The following is a 17,334-nucleotide window of genomic DNA, read 5'->3' as shown; positions in this document are numbered from 1 at the left end:
CCGGATATTCTGTGTGGAACGACGCTCGCACCACCAACCTGATCGCCAACACGCTGGCCGTGCTGGCGGTTTGCGCCATGCTCGTCGCGGGCGTGGTGTGGGTGGCGCAGCGCCCGTTCTTCACGCTGTCGGCCATCGAGCTGGAATCGATGCCGGACACCGAGCTGCACTATGTGTCGCCGGGCGCGGTGCGCTCCGCCATCGCGGGGCGCTTCAAGGGCAATTTCTTCACGGTGGACCTGGACGACGCGCGCGAGATCTTCGAATCCGTGCCCTGGGTCCGGCATGCCACCGTGCGGCGGATCTGGCCCAATGTGCTGCGCGTGCGGATCGAGGAACAGCAGCCCCTGGCGCTCTGGAACGAGAACCAGATGATCAACACCTGGGGCGAGGCGTTCACGGCCAACACAGGCGAGGTGGACGACGAGACGGTGCTGCCGCAGTTCTCCGGTCCGGAGGGCACGGAATCGCTGGTCGTGCAGCGCTACGCCGAGCTGGCGCGCTGGTTCGCCCCGCTGGACATGCACGTCAAGCAGCTGGAACTGAGTCCGCGCTATGCCTGGCGCGTGGTGCTGTCCAACGGCATGTCGCTGGACCTGGGCCGCGATCCGGGCGCCGATGCGCCGGATCCGCATGGCCTGCCGGGCGCCTTGCCGTTCGCGGCCCGCATTCAACGTTTTGTGCAGGCGTGGCCCGCCGTTGCCGGACGCCTGGAAGGGCGCACCGTGACGCAGGCCGATTTGCGCTATCCCAATGGTTTCGCCCTGGCGCTGGCCCCGTTGCCGCCGTCGGAAACCAAATCCAAATCCATACCGAAACCTCCCAAGAAACGCTAACGCCATGACCCGTGACATCAAGGACCTTATCGTCGCCCTCGATATCGGCACCAGCAAGGTGGTGGCTGTGGTGGCTGAAATTTTGCCTGAAGGGCGATTCGAAGTGCTCGGCCTGGGCCAGCACGAATCGCGCGGCATGCGCAAGGGCGTGGTCGTCAACATCGAGACCACTGTGAATTCCATTCAGCGCGCGCTTGAAGAAGCCGAGCTGATGGCAGATTGCAAGATTCGCGACGTCTACACCGGCATTGCCGGCAGCCATATCCGCAGCTTCAATTCCAGCGGCATGGTCGCCGTGAAGGACAAGGAAGTCACCGCCACCGACGTTGCCCGCGTCATCGAGACCGCCAAGGCGGTGAACATCCCGACTGACCAGCAGGTGCTGCATGTGCTGACGCAGGAGTTCATCGTCGACGGCCAGGAAGACATCCGCGAGCCCATCGGCATGAGCGGCTTGCGCCTGGAAGTGCGCGTGCACATCGTGACGGGCGCGGTCAGCGCCGCCCAGAACATCGTGAAGTGCGTGCGCCGCTGCGGCCTGGAAGTGCAGGACCTGATCCTGCAGCCCCTGGCCTCCAGCCTGGCCGTGCTGACCGCCGACGAGAAGGAACTCGGCGTGGTGCTGGTCGACATCGGCGGCGGCACCACCGACGTGGCCATCTTCACCGGCGGCGCAATCCGCCATACCGCCGTGCTGCCCATCGCCGGCGACCAGATCACCAACGACATCGCGGCCATGTTGCGCACGCCGACGCCCGATGCCGAGGAAATCAAGCTGCGCTATGGCGTGGCCAAGCAGGTCCTGGCCAGCCCGGACGAGTCCGTGGAAGTGCCGGGCCTGGGCGACCGCGGCCCGCGCCAGGTCAAGCGCCAGGCGCTGGGCGCGGTGATCGAACCGCGCGTGGAAGAGCTGTTCACGCTGGTGCAGCAGGTCGTGCGCGACTCCGGCTACGAGGACCTGCTGGCCTCGGGCGTGGTCCTGACCGGCGGCTCGGCGCAATTGCCCGGCATGATCGAACTGGCCGAGGACGTGTTCCTCAAGCCGGTGCGCGTGGCGGTACCCGAATACGAAGGCAGCCTGGCCGATGTGATGCGCAATCCGCGCTTCTCGACGGTGATGGGTCTGCTGCAGGAAGCGCGCATGCAGCGCGTGCGCGGCCGCAAGGTCGCCGCCCAGACCGGCAATTTCAAGAGCCTGCTGGCGCGCATGAAGGAATGGTTCATGAACTGAGTTGTAAGGGCAGGTTGGGGCCTGTCCTTGGTGCGGTTCGCAGCGGTAACGCGGACCGGGCCAGAAGAGGGGAGGCGCTTCAAACCCGTTGCGGGCCCGTCCGGCGACGAGTTTGAGGCGATTCACAAAACATAGGTTGGTTGGGGAATTTTTGTGATTTGCGAAATCGGACTTGTGAGGGAGTCATCATGATGAACTTTGAGATGCTTGAGAACAACACCAAAGGGACCGTTATCAAGGTCGTTGGTGTGGGCGGTGCGGGCGGCAATGCCGTGGCGCACATGATTCGCAGCGGTGTGCACGGCGTGGATTTCATCTGCGCCAACACCGATGCGCAGGCACTGGCGGCGACCAACGCCCCGGTGCAGATCCGTCTGGGCCGCACCGGCCTGGGCGCGGGCGCCAAGCCCGAGCAGGGACGCGCGTCGGCTGAAACCGCGCGCGAGGAGATCCGTGCCGCGCTGAATGGCGCGCACATGGTCTTCATCACCGCTGGCATGGGCGGCGGCACCGGCACCGGCGCAGGTCCGGTCGTGGCCGAAGTCGCCAAGGAGCTGGGCATTCTGACCGTGGGCGTGGTCACCAAGCCTTTCACCTTCGAAGGCAACAAGCGCCTGAAGATGGCCGAGGACGGTATCTCGGAACTGGCCAAGCACGTGCATTCGCTCATCGTGGTGCTCAACGAGAACCTCTATGAACTGATGGACGAGGACGCGACGCAGGAAGACTGCTTCCGTTCGGCCGACGACATCCTGCACAACGCTTGCGCGGGCATCGCCGAAATCATCAACGTCGAAGGCAACGTCAACGTCGACTTCGAAGACGTCAAGACGATCATGGGCGAGCAGGGCCAGGCCATGATGGGCACGGCATCGGCTTCGGGCGCGGACCGCGCCCGCGTCGCCGCCGAGCACGCCATCGCCTGCCCGCTGCTGGAAGGCGTGGACCTGAACGGCGCTCGCGGCGTGCTGGTCAACATCACCGCCAGCCGCTCGCTGAAGATGCGCGAAACGCGCGAAATCATGGAAACGATCCGCAGCTACGCTTCGGACGACGCGACCGTGATCTTCGGCACCGCCTACGACGAGTCCATGGGTGAAAACCTGCGCGTGACCGTGGTTGCGACCGGCCTGGGCCGTGCGCAAGCGCGTCCGCAACTGGTGCAGAACACCGCTGAAGTGCTGCGTACCGGCACCGACAACATGCCCATGGGCACGATGCCGGCTGGCGGTCAAGGCGATTACCGCAATCTGGACATGCCGTCTGTCATGCGCAACCCGCGCAGCCAGGCGTCGGCCCAGGTGCGTGCTCTGGAAAGCTCGGGCATGGATCATTTCGACATCCCGGCATTCCTGCGCAAGCAGGCGGATTGAACCTAAGAGCCTGTTTCAGGCTCTAAACGCACTCCCTCATCTCCGGCTTGCCTGTCCCCACAGGCGAGCCGGAGGCGGAGCGGTCCGTGTTTCCCTTGCACGGCTTCAATAAGGGACGGAGGTATCGGTCGATCCGGACGCCAAATGGCGCCAGGGATCGGACAGAGTTACAATACGTCAGTTACGCCGGCAATCTGTTTGTCATCTTGCCGGCTTCCTGGCTCAAAACACCCAAGTCTCATGTTCCGACAGCGCAGCATTCAGAATCTCGTCCGCACGACAGGCGTCGGCGTCCACTCCGGACGGCGGGTCGAGCTCACCTTGCGCCCGGCACAACCGAATACGGGCATCGTTTTCCACCGCGTCGATCTGCCGCAGGTCGTGGATCTGCCCGCGCAGGCCACCGGCGTGGGCGACACGCGCATGGCATCGGTGCTGCAGCAGGGCAATGTCCGCGTTTCCACCGTGGAACACCTCATGTCGGCGCTGGCCGGCCTGGGCATCGACAACCTGCACATTGATCTTACTGCCGAAGAAGTCCCCATCATGGACGGCAGCGCGGCCACGTTCGTCTACCTGCTGCGCTCTGCAGGCATCGTCGAACAGAACGCGCCCAAGCAATTCATCCGCGTCCTGAAGCCGGTGGAAGTGCGCGAAGGCGAAGGCCGCAACGAGAAGTGGGCCCGCCTGGAACCCCATGAGGGCTACGCGCTGGCGTTCTCCATCGATTTCCGCCACCCCGCCATCGATTCCACGGCCAATTTCGCCGAGATCGATTTCGCCACGCACTCGTATGTGCGTGAAATCGCCCGCGCGCGCACCTTCGGTTTCGTCAACGAAGTCGAAGCCTTGCGCTCCATGGGCCTGGCCCGCGGCGGCAGCCTGGACAACGCCATCGTCATGGACGAGTACCGCGTGCTGAACAGCGACGGACTGCGTTACGACGACGAATTTGTAAAACACAAGATCCTGGACGCCATCGGCGACCTGTATCTGCTGGGCAAGCCCCTGGTGGCGCGCTACGTTGCGTGCAAGTCGGGCCACGGCCTGAACAACCAGCTGGCCCGCGCGTTGCTGGAGCAACGCGATGCCTGGGAACTGATCACCTACGAATCCCAGGCGGAAGCGCCGCAGGCGTTCCGCCACGAGTGGAAGCTGGCCTAGAGCCAAAGCTAGGCCCACCCCCTACCCGCTGACGCGGGCCCCCTCTAGGGGGCGACGTCTGCGGACCGGCAAAGCCGGCTCCGCGACGTCCGCGCTGTCATCGTGCGCGGCCCGGTTCCCGCTTGATTCCTGATCGTTCGCGGTAATGTCCCTGGGCGGCTCCCCGTGGATGGCTGCGGTCGCCATCCTCTAGCGCTTTAGGCGCAAACCGGCGGCAAACCATGGTAGCGATCCGTCCTAGAACTTGGTTTCCCTTCGTTTCCGGGGGCGCCGGATCGAGGACAGCCGGGCGGGCTTCAGCTACTCTTGTGGTGCTTCAGGAGCTTGGCGACCGCGTCGGCCAGAGGGCCCGGCCGCAGGCTGCCGTGCAGAGATTCAAACGCGCCCAGGGCGGTATCGCCCAGCGGCTGCGCCTCTTTGGGAGGGCGCGGCTGGCGGGAACCGGGCTTGGGCAAACCCGCTTGTACCTTGACGGCGATTTCGTTAAGGTTCCAGCCTTGGTCTGCCAGGGACCGCGCGATGCGCGGTGCCAATTGACGCATCTTGGCCGCATGCGCGGCACTCGGCACCACCAGGTGGAGGCACTGGTTTTCCAGCTTGCCCACCTGGCACACGGCGCCCAGCGGGGCGGGCAGAACCGCCGCCACCGCGTACTGGATTTGCAAGTGCTTGCGGGCGGTCGCCAGAACGCCGGCGCCCCGCATGTCATGACCCAGCCATCCCAGGGCGGTATTTTCCCGCTTCCGGCTGGAACTGGAACGTTGACGGTATGAAGTAGGTCTATTCATCCCGGCTTTAAAGAATTAGGAAGCAAACCTTGAAAATCGTGATTATGCACGCCCGCGACGGGCAGGACGGGCATTTCACCCTGGGCGGCGCGCGTCTCGCGCTGTTTCTGGGGGGGGCCTTGGTCACGGCGGCCATCTTCGGCGCTGCGCTACAGCGATACCTTACTCCGATCCTGCCGGCCGTACATACGGTGGGCTGGCCGCTGGCCGGCCAGCAGCCTGGGCGCGACGCCGATTTCCTGCGCGGCAACATGAATCTGCTGGCGGCCAAGGTGGGGGCGCTGCAGGCCAAGCTGGTCAGCATCGACGGCCTGGGCCAGCGGGTGGCCAAGGTGGCCGGCGTGGCCTATACCGACCCTGAACTGGCCAAGCAGCTGGCCATGGCGCAGCCCGAGGCGCTGACCCAGCCCGAAGCCACCCAGGTCATGGACGATCTGTTCACCGACCACCCGCCGCCCAGCGCGGCTTCGGCCGAGGCCCTGGGCCGCCAGCTCGACGAGATCCAGGCCAGGCTGGCCCAGCAGACCGACAACCTGAAGCTGCTGGATGCGGCCCTGACCAAGCGGTCGGCGGACCAGGCGCGCATGCCGACGGCCATGCCCATCACCGATTACCCTTATCTGAGCTCGTCCTACGGCTGGCGCCGCAATCCGGTGACTGGCCGCAGCGCCATGCACGAAGGGCTGGACTTCGCCGCGCCTCCGGGCACGCCGATCCTGGCGGCTTCCGGGGGCGTGGTGCTGGAATCCAAGTTCCAGCCGGGCTACGGCAATATGGTCGAGATCGACCATGGCGACGGCCTGATCACCCGCTACGCCCATGCTTCGTCCCTGCTGGTCAAGCAGGGCCAGCTCGTCGAACGCGGCCAGCAAGTGGCCCGCGTGGGCAGTTCGGGCCGTTCCACCGGCCCGCACCTGCATTTCGAGGTCCGTCTGGCGGGGCAGCCGCTGGACCCGCGCTTGTTCCTGGGCCCGCAGCAGAACGCGCCGCCTTCCACGGTGGCTCACGCCGCGCAGTGAACCTGGACGGCCCGCGCCGGTCCAACCGGCCCGGGTAGTGCTACCCTGGTCATAGTTCCAGGCTATTGCGCTCCAGGTGCGTTAAACTGGTTCGTTTCCCAGCGGACCCCCGCTCAACCAATAACATCAAGTCACGGGTGACGCTGCTCCGGCCTTTCGTGGGCGCGGCGTGGCTCGTGCGGCCGACATACGCATGGTTTCTCTGCTCAAAAAACTCATAGGCAGCCGCAACGACCGGCTGCTTAAGCAGTATCGCAAGCTGGTAACCCAGATCAATGGACTCGAATCCAAGATCTCCGCGCTCTCCGACGCGGAGCTGGCGGCCAAAACCGAGGAATTCCGTTCCCGCCACGGCCAGGGCACTTCCCTGGACGATCTGCTGCCCGAGGCCTTCGCGGTTGTGCGCGAAGCAGGCAAGCGGGTGTTTGGCATGCGCCACTTCGATGTGCAGATGCTGGGCGGGATCGCCCTGCACAGCGGCAAGATCGCCGAAATGCGCACGGGCGAAGGCAAGACGCTCATGGCGACGCTGCCGGTCTACCTGAACGCGATCGCCGGCAAGGGCGTGCACGTGGTCACGGTGAACGACTACCTGGCTCGCCGCGACGCCGAATGGATGGGACGCCTGTACCACTTCCTGGGTCTGAGCACCGGCGTGGTCGTGCCGCAGCAGCCCAACGAGGAAAAGAAGGCGGCCTACCAGGCCGACATCACCTACGGCACCAACAACGAGTTCGGCTTCGACTACCTGCGCGACAACATGGAATACCGTGTTGAAGACCGTCGTCAGCGCGGGCTGTTCTACGCCATCGTCGACGAAGTGGACTCGATCCTGATCGACGAGGCCCGCACGCCGCTGATCATTTCCGGCCAGGCCGAAGACCATACCGAACTCTACGTCCGCATGAACGCGGTGCCGCCGCTGCTCAAGCGCATGGCGCACGAGCCCAAGCCGCAGGAGCCGGAACCCGAAGGCGACTACTGGGTCGACGAAAAGAGCCAGCAGGTCTACCTGTCCGAAGCCGGGCACGTAAACGCCGAAGGCATCCTGTCGCGCCTGGGCATTCTGCCCGAGGGCGAATCGCTGTACGACCCGCGCCATATTGCGCTGATGCACCACCTGATGGTGGCGCTGCGCGCCAACACGCTGTTCTTCCGCGACCAGCAGTACGTGGTGCAGGACGGCGAAGTGGTCATCGTCGACGAATTCACCGGCCGCCTGATGGTGGGCCGCCGCTGGTCCGACGGCCTGCACCAGGCGGTCGAGGCCAAGGAAGGCGTGAAGATCCAGCACGAGAACCAGACGCTGGCGTCGATCACGTTCCAGAACTACTTCCGCATGTACGAGAAGCTGTCCGGCATGACCGGCACGGCCGACACGGAAGCCTACGAGTTCCAGGAAATCTACGGGCTCGAAACGGTCATCATCCCGACCAACAAGCCCATGGTCCGCAAGGACCAGAACGACCAGGTCTTCAAGACCGACGGCGAAAAGTACAACGCCATCCTCGAAGACATCCGCGACTGCCACGAGCGCGGCCAGCCGGTGCTGGTGGGCACCACCAGCATCGAAAACTCCGAGCTGCTGTCGGGCCTGCTGAAGAAGGCCAAGCTGCCGCACGAAGTGCTGAACGCCAAGCAGCACGCCCGCGAAGCCGAGATCGTCGCCGAAGCCGGCAAGCCGGGCCACATCACCATCGCCACCAACATGGCGGGCCGCGGCACCGACATCGTGCTGGGCGGCAGCGTCGACAAGCAGGTCGACCTGATCCGCGCCGACGAATCGCTGTCCGAGGCCGAAAAGGAAGCCCGCATCGCGAAGGTGCGCGCCGACTGGAAGCCGCTCAACGAGCAGGTCAAGGCCGCCGGCGGCCTGCGCATCATCGGCACCGAACGCCACGAATCGCGCCGTATCGACAACCAGTTGCGCGGCCGCGCCGGCCGCCAGGGCGATCCGGGCTCGTCGCGCTTCTACCTGTCGCTGGAAGACTCGCTGATGCGCATCTTCGCGGGCGACCGCGTGCGCGCCATCATGGAACGCCTGAAGCTGCCCGAGGGCGAGCCCATCGAGGCCGGCATGGTGACGCGCTCGATCGAGACCGCGCAGCGCAAGGTGGAAGGCCGCAACTTCGACATCCGCAAGCAGTTGCTGGAATACGACGACGTCGCCAACGACCAGCGCAAGGTGCTGTATTCGCAGCGCAACGACGTGCTGGAAGCCGCCAGCGTGGGCGTCACCGTGGAGAACCTGCGCGACGCCGCCGTGACCGAGATGTTCAACACCTACGTGCCGCCGGAATCGGTGGAAGAACAGTGGGACGTGCCGGCGCTGCAAAAGGCGCTGGAAGCCGACTGGCACGTGCAGCTGCCGCTGACGGAATTGCTGGAAAAGGAAACCAGCCTGACCGACGACGACCTGCGCGAGCGCGTGGTGAGCGCCGCGCGCGACGCCTACCAGGCCAAGGTCGACCAGGTGGGCACGGAATCGTGGTCGCAGTTCGAGCGTTCGATCATGCTGCAGGCGATCGACACGCACTGGCGCGAACACCTGTCGGCGCTGGACTACCTGCGCCAGGGCATCCATCTGCGCGGTTACGCGCAGAAGAACCCCAAGCAGGAATACAAGCGCGAAGCCTTCGAACTGTTCTCGGGCATGCTGGACCGCATCCGCGACGACGTGGTGCGCGTGCTGATGACGGTGCGCGTGCAGTCGCAGGAACAGGTGGACCAGGCCGAGGCCGAAGCGGCGCAGTCGCACGTGCAGAACGTCCAGTACCACCATTCCGACTACGACGAGGCGCTGGCCCAGTCCGAACCGGAAAGCGGCGCGCAGCCGGTGCGCAATGCGCTGCCCAAGGTCGGCCGCAACGATCCGTGCCCCTGCGGCAGCGGCAAGAAGTACAAGCAGTGCCACGGCAAGCTCGTCTGATCCCCTAGGAGCCACCATGCTGCATTCCGTCGGCCGCACTGAATTCGACCATGCCGTGGTCATGGTGCGCGACCGGCTGGATGCGCTGGCCCCGCACTTCGAGCGCCAGGGCTTTCACCTGAGCGACAAGGCGGTGCACAACCTGGGTTCGTGCAACCGCCTGATCGTGCTGGAAGGCACCTACGTCGAACTGCTGGGCTGGCCGCCGGGCGCGCCGCCCGCGCGCAAGGAAATCGCCGATTCGCCATTCGGCCTGGAAGCGCTGGTGTTCCGCACCTATGACGCCGAGGCCACCCGCGAGCGCCTGCTGGCGGCGGGGTTCGCCGTCAACCCGATGCAGGAACTGAGCCGCCCGGCCATGCTGGACGGCCAGGAAGTCCAGGCCCGTTTCCATACCGTGCGTTTCGCCGAGCAGCCCTTGCCCGGCATCCGCATGTATTTCTGCCGCCATCTGACGCCCGAGTGCGTATGGTCGCCCGAACTCATGGCGCATCCCAACGGCGCGCGCAGCCTGCAGCGCATCGACGCCCGGGCGCCTGACGCCCGCGCGGTAGCCGAGCGCCTGGCGCTGGTGGCCGGCGTGACCGCCGAAGCTTCCGCCGACGGCTGGGATGTGCCCTTGGCGAACCTGCGCATCCATGTGCGCCAGGATCCGACGGCCGTGGCTGCCGAGCTTTTGACGCTGAGCCTGGAAAACCGGGACGGCGCTCACTACACGCTGGATACCGGGCTGTAGCCGCTACCGGCGGCTGGCGAGGCCGCTGCCCGGGAGCCGCAGCCAACCGTCGCTCAGCGGCGCGCAATCGTCGCATGGCCGACGGCATAGACGCACAGCCGACGCACAGCCGACGCACAGCCGATACACAGCCGATACACAGCCGTCGCGCAGTGGCGCCGTACAAGCCACCGCACAAACCCGCCCACAGCGCCCGCATGGCGGCTTTTTTTCGCCCACGCAGCCGTCCTGTAGCCGACCCGGCAAGGGGCCGTAGCCGGCCCGCGTCCGGGCAAACCCGGGTTGCCGCTCAAAGTGTATGCACTTTAGTATGCACTTCAATCCCGACGTTCAACCCGACCGCAGGCGATCCGGCATGACACTATCCGCAAGCGCAATCCGACCCGCCGCCCGCACCAAGGAGGCGCAGGCCGAGCTGTATGGCGCGGTCAAGGCCATGGCCGTGCGCTTCGAATTCAAGCCCGGCGAACGCATCAACGAGGTGGAATTGGCCCGCAGGCTGAACGTCAGCCGCACTCCGCTGCGCGAAGTGCTGAACCAGCTGATGGTCGAGGGCTTCCTGACCCGCTCGGTCAATCGCGGTTTCATCGCCCGCCTGCTCGACGCCAAACAGATCCATAGCCTCTACGAGTACCGCGCCGTGCTGGAAGCCGGCATCGTGCGCGCGGCCTGCGAGCGCGCCAGCGATGAAGAGCTGTCCAGCCTGCGGCAATTCGTCGAACGTTCACGGGACGTGCCCGAGGACAGCGACGCGACCCGCCTGCTGGAACTGGATGAGGCGTTCCATCTGACGCTGGCCCGCTATACGCGCAACGAGGAGTTCGTGCGGGCGCTGGAAAGCGTCAACGCCCGCATCCATTTCGTGCGCTGGATCGACATGCAGCAGGGCCGCCGCGGCCACACGCAAGGCGAGCACCTGCGCATCGTCGAGGCGCTGGAACGGCGAGACGCCGACGCCTTGCCCGGCCTGATGAGCGCCCACATCGGCCGCCGGCTGGACCAGATCACCGACGTCATACGGACAGGTTTTTCCACGATCTACATGCGGGACCAGGCCGAACCCGCCACGGCAGCGCCGGCCAACACCATACAAGCAGGGGAAAAGCTATGAATTACAGGGTCAAGCGCGGATTGGCTGCGCTATGCATGTTGTCCGCCGCAGGCGGCGCCTTCTTCGCCGCGCCGAGCGCGATGGCGGAAGAGCGGCCGCTGGTGCTGGTGGTGCCGTATCCGCCGGGAGGCAGCACCGACATCCTGGCGCGCATCCTGCAGCCGCGTTTGTCGCAGCAACTGGGCGGCCGCGCGGTCGTGGTCGAAAACCGCCCGGGCGCGGCCAGCCAGATCGCCACCGCCTTCGTGGCCCGGGCCGAGCCGGACGGCAACACGCTGCTGGTCAGCTTCGACAACCACGGCATCAACCCCGCGGTGAAGCCCAAGCTGCCCTACGACACCTTCAAGGACTTCGTCGCCATTTCGCAGACCGTGCGCTTTCCGCTGGTGCTGGGCGCCAACCCCAGTGTGCCCGGCGACAACCTGAAGGAGTTCCTGGCCGCGGCCGCCAAGCAGCCGCCCAACAAGTTCAACTACGCCTCGACCGGCGTGGGCTCGTTGAACCACCTGGCGCCGGAAGAGCTCAAGCGCCTGTCGAAGGTCGAACTGCTGCACGTGCCGTATGGCGGCGGCGGCCCGGCCATCCAGGCGGTGGTGGGCGGACAGGCCAGCATGACCTGGCTGAGCTTTGCCGCGCTGCGCGGCCAGATCCAGGGCGGCAAGATCAAGCCGCTGGCGGTGGCGGGCGACAAGCGCCTGCCCGACCTGCCCAATGTGCCGACGGTGGCGGAGTCCGGCTTCCCGGGCTTCGTGGCTTATTCCTGGAGCGGCATGTTCGCGCCCAAGGGCACGCCGGCTGCGACGGTGAAAAAGCTGACCGCGGATTTCCAGGCCGTGCTGGCCGATCCGGAAATCCGCAAGAAGGTGACGGACGCGGGCTTCGAGATCGTGGCCTCCGACGGCCCGGCGCTGGACGCCTACGTCAAGTCGGAATACGAGCGCTGGAGCGCCTTCATCAAGAGCAGCAACATCAATCTGGATAACTGAACGGTGCGCGGCCAGGGCGGAAACGACTGGCCGCGACCGCCAAACACGTGGAGATGACATGGAAAACATGACCGGCGCCGAAGCCATGGTGCGCATGCTGCAGCACAACGGGGTCAAGCATATTTTTGGCCTGTGCGGCGATACCAGCCTGCCGTTCTATGACGCGCTGTACCGGCTGGACCACGGCATGCAGCACATCCTGACGCGCGACGAGCGCAGCGCCGGCTACATGGCGGACGCCTATGCCCGCGTGACCGGCAAGGTCGGCGTGTGCGAAGGCCCCAGCGGCGGCGGCGCGACCTATCTGCTGCCCGGCCTGGTGGAGGCCAATGAATCGTCGATCCCGGTGCTGGGCATCACTTCGGACGTGGCGGTGGGGTCGCGCGGCAAGTACCCGCTGACCGAACTGGACCAGGAAGCCCTGTACCGTCCGCTGACCAAGTGGAACCGCACTATCGACCGCGCGGACCAGATTCCCGGCATGGTGCGCGCCGCGTTCCGCGCCATGACCACCGGCAAGCCCGGCGCGGCGCATCTGTGCTTTCCCTATGACGTGATGAAGCAGCAGGTGGACGCGTCCGACGTTTGGGCCCAGCCCGAGCATGGCCGTTTCCCGTCGATGCGCTTTGCGCCGGATCCCACCGACGTGGCGCGCGCCGCCGAGCGGCTGGTCGGGGCCCGCGCGCCCGTGATCATCTGCGGCGGCGGCGTGGTCATCGCCGGCGCCAGCGGCGCCTTGCAGGCGCTGGCGGAATCGCTCAAGGCCGCGGTCTGCGTGACCGTGAGCGGGCAGGGCAGCCTGGCCGACACCCATCCGCTGAATGCGGGCGTGGTCGGCTCCAACGGCGGCGTGATGGCGACCCGCGACGTGGTGGCCGCGGCGGACGTGGTGCTGTTCGTCGGCTGCCGCGCCGGATCGACCTCGACCGAGCACTGGCGCTTTCCCAACCGCAACGTGCCGATCCTGCACATCGACATCGACCCGATGGTGATCGGCGCCAACTACCTGACCGATGTCGGCATGGTGGGCGATGCCAAGCTGGCGCTGGAGGCCCTGGGCGCCGAAGTGTCGGCGCGCCTGGCCCATCGTCCCTCGGACGCGGCCGACGGCGCGGTGCTGGCGGGCCGCGCCAAGGAAGCGCGCCGCGCGCAGCTGGAGCCGCTGGCTCACAGCCTGGACGCGCCCATCCGCCCCGAGCGCGTGGTGCAGTCCTTGAACCGCCTGCTGCCCGATGACGCGGTGGTGTGCGCCGATCCCGGCACGCCTTGCCCGTACTTTTCGGCCTATTACGACGTGTCGCGCCCTGGCCGCCACTTCATCACCAACCGCGCACACGGCGCGCTGGGCTTTTCCATGTCGGCGGCCCTGGGCGCCTGGGTCGGCCGGCCGCAGTCCAAGTGCGTGTCGGTGATGGGCGACGGCAGCTTCGGCTTCACGGTGGGCGAGCTGGAAACCATCGTGCGGCACAAGGCGCCGCTGCTGATGGTGGTGTTCTCGAACTCGGTCTACGGCTGGATCAAGGCCAGCCAGAAGGCGGGCTACGACAAGCGCTACTACAGCGTGGATTTCAACCGCACCGACCATGCCCGCATTGCCGAAGCCTATGGCGTGAAGGCCTGGCGCGTGGAGGATCCTGCCAAGCTGGACGCCGCGTTCAAGGCTGCCATGGAACACGATGGCCCGGCGCTGATCGACGTGGTGGCGCAGCCCCTGCAGGACGCGGCGGCGCCGGTCAGCCAGTGGATGGGCTGATACGGTCGACCAGATGGTTGACGCCGGTGCAGAGGTCGGCCTGGGCGACGCCGTAAATGTGCAGCGACACGGCGATCTCCGGGCCGGCATTGCCCAGGCGATGGATCTGGCGCAGGCCCTGCGTGGCCGTGACAATGTCGCCTGGACGGCGGACCACCGTGCCGCCTTCCACCGCCGAGCCGGATTCCTGGTTCCAGCGGTAATGGGTTTCCGAGAGTTCGCCTTGCAGGACCTGGTAGGTGCACCAGGTCTTATGGCCATGCACCGGGCTGAATTGGCCCGGGCGCCAGATCAGGTAGGCCATCGTGAACGCGCCATGCGGATCGGCATAGGCGATATGGCGGGTGTAGGACTCGGCGCGGCCCGCGCGCAGCTCGGCGGGCAGGTTCTGCAGCATGTCGCCCGCGTTGGCGACGCTGGCGGCGAGGTTCCGCAGCAGGACGCGGGCCGCGTGCATCTGGGCCGCCTGCACCGATGCGCCCAGCGATTGCAGGCCGCCGCAAGCAAGTTGGATGGAAGACATGGGATAGCCCTCCAGGCTGAACCCCCATGGTAGGAGCTTGCGCTGGAATGCCTTTGCCAATTTCGGCGGAGCCGGGCCGCGGATTAGAAAAATTTTCCATTCCGCCGGGGCGCCGGGCGCTCCTATACTGGTCCGCTTCGGCGGAGCGCCCCTCCGGGCGACGCAACGACACGGGAGTCAGGCATGGATCTGGGGATCAGCGGCAAGACGGCACTGGTATTCGGCGGCAGCCGCGGCATGGGCCGGGCCTGCGCTCTGCAGCTGGCGCGGGAAGGCGTGGCGGTCACGATTGCCGCCCGCAACCCTGTGACGCTGGAGCAGGCCGCGGCCGAGATATCGCGCGAAACCGGCGTGGGCGTGGGCTGGGTGTCGGCCGACCTGACCCAGGTGGCAGGCCGGGACGCGGCCATGGCCGCCTGTCCGCATCCCGACATCCTGATCAACAACGCCGACGGTCCCTTGCCAGGCGACTTCCGCAACTGGAGCCACGATGAGTGGATCGCGGCGCTGGACGCCATGATGCTGGGACCCATCGACATGATCCGGCGCGTCGTGGACGGCATGATCGACCGGCGCTTCGGGCGCATCGTCAACATCGTGTCGCGCAGCGTGAAGGCGCCGCACGCGGAACTTGGCCTGTCCAACGGCGCGCGCTCGGGCCTGGTCGGCTTCGTCGGCGGACTGGCCCGGCAGACCGTGCGCCATAACGTCACCATCAACAATCTGCTGCCCGGCGCCTTCGCCACGGACGCGCAGGTCAGGCACATACAGGGCATGCTGGATCAGTCCGGCGGCAAGAGTTTTGACCAGCTCTGGGACGAGCGCGGCCGCGCGAATCCTGCGGGCCGCTACGGCCAGCCCGAAGAACTGGGCGCGCTTTGCGCCTACGTCTGTTCCGCGCAGGCCGGTTATATGACGGCGCAGAACATCCTGATCGACGGCGGCGGCTACCCCGGCACGTTCTGACGCGCGGGTTTCTGGCGCAGGGCAGAGGGCTTCCGGACGGCGAGGCGCAGGCTGGACGTGGGCAGGCGGAACGGGCAAGATTGGGGCCGTTCCAGCCGAGGAAACCCATGGACCAGACGGACATCAAGATACTGGGCTTGCTGCAGAAGGACGCCACCTGTTCGGTCGCCGAGATCGCCGAGCAGGTGCACCTGTCCGTCACGCCCTGCTGGCGCCGCATCCAGAAGCTGAAGGATGACGGGGTCATCGCGCGCAACGCCATCCTGCTGGACCCCTGCGCGCTGGGCCTGAACCTGACCGTCTTCGTTTCCATCAAGACCAGCCAGCACAACGAGAAATGGACGCAGAGCCTGATCAACGCGGTGATGGCCCTGCCCAACGTGGTGGAGTTCCACCGCATGGCGGGCGACATCGATTACCTGCTCAAGGTCGTGGTCGAGGACATGGCAGCCTATGACCGCTTCTACCGCCGCCTGATCGCGGCCGTGGACCTGCTGGACGTCAGCGCCAGCTTCTCGATGGAAGTCATCAAAAGCACCACCGAATTGCCGCTGGACGCGGTGTAGGCGGGCGCGCGCAATTTTTTTCCATGGCAGGGGGGTGCAGGGGATGCAAATTCCATTCGGCTTGCCGCCGACCCCCCATCACGCAATTCTTTTGCTCAGGCTGCGGCGTAGGATAAGCACCATTCCCGTCATGGGATGAATCGGGAAATCAGAGGACCCTATGTCGTTGGCAGTGCCCGCCGGCTGCGCCGGTACGGAACAAGCGTCGCGCGCGCTTTCAGTGGATGACCTGTTGGCCGGCTGGAATGGCGTCGACGATTTATGGGTATTCGCCTACGGATCCCTGATCTGGCATCCCGGCTTCACCTGGCGCGAGCGCCGGCTGGCGACGGTGCGCGGCTACCACCGCTCTTTATGCCTGTGGTCGCATGACCATCGCGGGTCGCCCGACAATCCCGGCCTGGTGTTCGGCCTGGACCGCGGCGGCTGCTGCCGCGGCGTGGTTTTCCAGATTGCCGCCTGCGACGTGCCCGCGGTGTTCCAGGCCCTGTGGCGCCGCGAAATGGTCACCGGCGCCTATTCGCCCCGCTGGCTTACCTGCCATACCGAAGCCGCGCCGGTGCGCGGACTGGTGTTCCTCTTGAACCGGGCCTGCCAGGAGTACGCGGCCGGTCTCAGCGACGACCGCCTGCTGGCGTCGGTGCGCAATGCCGTCGGGCATTCGGGACCTTGCCTGGATTACGTCGTCGAGACCGAGCGCGCCTTGCGCGCTCACGGCATCGACGATTGGCGCCTGGGCGATCTGGTGCGCAGGCTGGGCCAGGCCTTCTGAGGCCTGGGGGCGCGTCAGAAGCGCCAGCGGCCGAACATGAACAGCACGTTGCCCGCGCCCGCGGACCCCGGGATGTAGGTCGCGTAGAGCATCGTGTCCTTGTAGCTGGCGCTCACCAGCGGCAGGATGCCCGGGAAGGGCACGTAGCTCATGATGTCGTGGCGCGCCGTCAGGAAGACGGTATAGCCCGCGCCCAGCCGGAAGTTCTCGCTGACCCGCCCGATCTTCAGGAAGCCATAGCCGGCGATGGGTTCGACCTTGCTGTGGGAATCCAGGAAGGCCATGGCGTACAGGCCCTGCCAGTCGCCGTCCTCGTCATAGATGCTGCGGCCGTAGCCGCCGCCCCAGGCCAGCTCGTTGAAGCTGTCGATCTTCTCTTTGCTGTAGGTGGCGCGGTTGTGCCACGAGTAGCCCGTGATGTAGAGGTCGTTGCCGCCCTCGGTCCAGATCTGGTCCAGGCGGTTACAGGCCGACTTCGCCCAGGAGGGCATGCTGTCACAGGCTTGGGCGGTGGCGGCGAAGGTGGCGAGCAGCAGGCAAAGAATCGCTGCCCGGAATCTTGCGGTCATTGTGGGCGCTGG

16 protein-coding genes are annotated in these 17,334 nt (G+C 66.2%); 13 read left to right on the top strand and 3 right to left on the bottom strand.

What is annotated here, in order from left to right:
- Positions 1-11 precede the first annotated feature (11 nt).
- The 4 genes from HWY37_RS31285 to lpxC all read left to right on the top strand — a co-directional run bounded on the left by HWY37_RS31285 (position 12) and on the right by lpxC (position 4,604).
- Positions 12-836: a cell division protein FtsQ/DivIB gene (locus tag HWY37_RS31285; RefSeq protein WP_175209599.1), complete on the top strand. Its 825-nt coding sequence runs from the start codon at positions 12-14 to the stop codon at positions 834-836.
- Positions 837-840: 4 nt separating this feature from the next.
- Positions 841-2,067, top strand: a complete 1,227-nt coding sequence (gene ftsA / locus HWY37_RS31280; RefSeq protein WP_006217473.1) for a cell division protein FtsA — start codon at positions 841-843, stop codon at positions 2,065-2,067.
- A gap of 188 nt (positions 2,068-2,255) precedes the next feature.
- Positions 2,256-3,440 carry a cell division protein FtsZ gene (gene ftsZ / locus HWY37_RS31275; protein WP_013391532.1) on the top strand — a complete coding sequence of 395 codons (1,185 nt, stop codon included), beginning with the start codon at positions 2,256-2,258 and terminating at the stop codon, positions 3,438-3,440.
- 240 nt (positions 3,441-3,680) lie between these two features.
- The gene (gene lpxC / locus HWY37_RS31270) at positions 3,681-4,604 is read left to right on the top strand and encodes a UDP-3-O-acyl-N-acetylglucosamine deacetylase (protein ID WP_008160097.1); all 924 of its coding nucleotides are present in this window, start codon (positions 3,681-3,683) and stop codon (positions 4,602-4,604) included.
- Between the two features lie 296 nt (positions 4,605-4,900).
- Here lpxC and HWY37_RS31265 read toward each other — a convergent pair whose 3' ends face one another.
- On the bottom strand, positions 4,901-5,308 hold the full coding sequence (locus HWY37_RS31265) for a DciA family protein (RefSeq protein WP_175209598.1): 408 nt from the start codon (positions 5,306-5,308) through the stop codon (positions 4,901-4,903).
- 128 nt (positions 5,309-5,436) lie between these two features.
- On the opposite strand from HWY37_RS31265, the gene HWY37_RS31260 reads away from it, so the two are divergent.
- From HWY37_RS31260 to HWY37_RS31235, 6 genes are all read left to right on the top strand, one after another.
- A complete protein-coding gene (locus tag HWY37_RS31260; protein ID WP_175209614.1) occupies positions 5,437-6,411 on the top strand; it encodes a M23 family metallopeptidase in 975 nt (324 codons plus the stop codon).
- A gap of 193 nt (positions 6,412-6,604) precedes the next feature.
- On the top strand, positions 6,605-9,340 hold the full coding sequence (gene secA / locus HWY37_RS31255) for a preprotein translocase subunit SecA (protein WP_176090601.1): 2,736 nt from the start codon (positions 6,605-6,607) through the stop codon (positions 9,338-9,340).
- Positions 9,341-9,356: 16 nt separating this feature from the next.
- Positions 9,357-10,076: a VOC family protein gene (locus tag HWY37_RS31250; protein ID WP_176090600.1), complete on the top strand. Its 720-nt coding sequence runs from the start codon at positions 9,357-9,359 to the stop codon at positions 10,074-10,076.
- A gap of 355 nt (positions 10,077-10,431) precedes the next feature.
- The gene (locus HWY37_RS31245; RefSeq protein ID WP_175209595.1) at positions 10,432-11,187 is read left to right on the top strand and encodes a GntR family transcriptional regulator; all 756 of its coding nucleotides are present in this window, start codon (positions 10,432-10,434) and stop codon (positions 11,185-11,187) included.
- A gap of 35 nt (positions 11,188-11,222) precedes the next feature.
- Entirely contained in the window at positions 11,223-12,173 is a 951-nt protein-coding gene (locus tag HWY37_RS31240; RefSeq protein WP_425485058.1) for a tripartite tricarboxylate transporter substrate binding protein, read from the top strand.
- Between the two features lie 58 nt (positions 12,174-12,231).
- Positions 12,232-13,926 carry a thiamine pyrophosphate-binding protein gene (locus HWY37_RS31235; protein WP_176090599.1) on the top strand — a complete coding sequence of 565 codons (1,695 nt, stop codon included), beginning with the start codon at positions 12,232-12,234 and terminating at the stop codon, positions 13,924-13,926.
- Here HWY37_RS31235 and HWY37_RS31230 read toward each other — a convergent pair.
- Positions 13,907-14,449, bottom strand: a complete 543-nt coding sequence (locus HWY37_RS31230) for a cysteine dioxygenase family protein (protein WP_176090598.1) — start codon at positions 14,447-14,449, stop codon at positions 13,907-13,909. The genes HWY37_RS31235 and HWY37_RS31230 overlap by 20 nt on opposite strands.
- Positions 14,450-14,632: 183 nt before the next feature.
- Here HWY37_RS31230 and HWY37_RS31225 point away from each other — a divergent pair, with 183 nt between their 5' ends.
- The 3 genes from HWY37_RS31225 (at position 14,633) to HWY37_RS31215 (ending at position 16,753) form a co-directional block, all read left to right on the top strand.
- Entirely contained in the window at positions 14,633-15,415 is a 783-nt protein-coding gene (locus HWY37_RS31225; protein WP_176090597.1) for an SDR family NAD(P)-dependent oxidoreductase, read from the top strand.
- Between the two features lie 107 nt (positions 15,416-15,522).
- On the top strand, positions 15,523-15,981 hold the full coding sequence (locus HWY37_RS31220; protein ID WP_176090596.1) for an Lrp/AsnC family transcriptional regulator: 459 nt from the start codon (positions 15,523-15,525) through the stop codon (positions 15,979-15,981).
- A gap of 160 nt (positions 15,982-16,141) precedes the next feature.
- Positions 16,142-16,753 (top strand): gamma-glutamylcyclotransferase, encoded by a 612-nt coding sequence (locus HWY37_RS31215; protein ID WP_176090595.1) that lies wholly within the window; start codon positions 16,142-16,144, stop codon positions 16,751-16,753.
- 14 nt (positions 16,754-16,767) lie between these two features.
- Here HWY37_RS31215 and pagP read toward each other — a convergent pair whose 3' ends face one another.
- Complete coding sequence (pagP, locus tag HWY37_RS31210) at positions 16,768-17,322, bottom strand: lipid IV(A) palmitoyltransferase PagP (protein WP_176090594.1); 555 nt, start codon at positions 17,320-17,322, stop codon at positions 16,768-16,770.
- Positions 17,323-17,334 lie beyond the last annotated feature (12 nt).

The organism is Achromobacter anxifer (assembly GCF_903652925.1).
Lineage (GTDB): Bacteria > Pseudomonadota > Gammaproteobacteria > Burkholderiales > Burkholderiaceae_B > Achromobacter > Achromobacter anxifer.
The sequence above is the reverse complement of the archived record's forward strand: the minus strand, read 5'-3'. Positions and strand labels throughout refer to the sequence as shown.

Coding starts and splice junctions, on each gene's coding strand:
- HWY37_RS31245 (WP_175209595.1), top strand. CDS start 10,432: ATGACACTATCCGCAAGCGCAATCCGACCCGCCGCCCGCACCAAGGAG.
- HWY37_RS31265 (WP_175209598.1), bottom strand. CDS start 5,308: ATGCGGGGCGCCGGCGTTCTGGCGACCGCCCGCAAGCACTTGCAAATC.
- lpxC (WP_008160097.1), top strand. CDS start 3,681: ATGTTCCGACAGCGCAGCATTCAGAATCTCGTCCGCACGACAGGCGTC.
- HWY37_RS31250 (WP_176090600.1), top strand. CDS start 9,357: ATGCTGCATTCCGTCGGCCGCACTGAATTCGACCATGCCGTGGTCATG.
- HWY37_RS31215 (WP_176090595.1), top strand. CDS start 16,142: ATGTCGTTGGCAGTGCCCGCCGGCTGCGCCGGTACGGAACAAGCGTCG.
- ftsZ (WP_013391532.1), top strand. CDS start 2,256: ATGATGAACTTTGAGATGCTTGAGAACAACACCAAAGGGACCGTTATC.
- HWY37_RS31220 (WP_176090596.1), top strand. CDS start 15,523: ATGGACCAGACGGACATCAAGATACTGGGCTTGCTGCAGAAGGACGCC.
- HWY37_RS31240 (WP_425485058.1), top strand. CDS start 11,223: ATGTTGTCCGCCGCAGGCGGCGCCTTCTTCGCCGCGCCGAGCGCGATG.
- HWY37_RS31230 (WP_176090598.1), bottom strand. CDS start 14,449: ATGTCTTCCATCCAACTTGCTTGCGGCGGCCTGCAATCGCTGGGCGCA.
- ftsA (WP_006217473.1), top strand. CDS start 841: ATGACCCGTGACATCAAGGACCTTATCGTCGCCCTCGATATCGGCACC.
- HWY37_RS31225 (WP_176090597.1), top strand. CDS start 14,633: ATGGATCTGGGGATCAGCGGCAAGACGGCACTGGTATTCGGCGGCAGC.
- pagP (WP_176090594.1), bottom strand. CDS start 17,322: ATGACCGCAAGATTCCGGGCAGCGATTCTTTGCCTGCTGCTCGCCACC.
- HWY37_RS31260 (WP_175209614.1), top strand. CDS start 5,437: ATGCACGCCCGCGACGGGCAGGACGGGCATTTCACCCTGGGCGGCGCG.
- HWY37_RS31235 (WP_176090599.1), top strand. CDS start 12,232: ATGGAAAACATGACCGGCGCCGAAGCCATGGTGCGCATGCTGCAGCAC.
- secA (WP_176090601.1), top strand. CDS start 6,605: ATGGTTTCTCTGCTCAAAAAACTCATAGGCAGCCGCAACGACCGGCTG.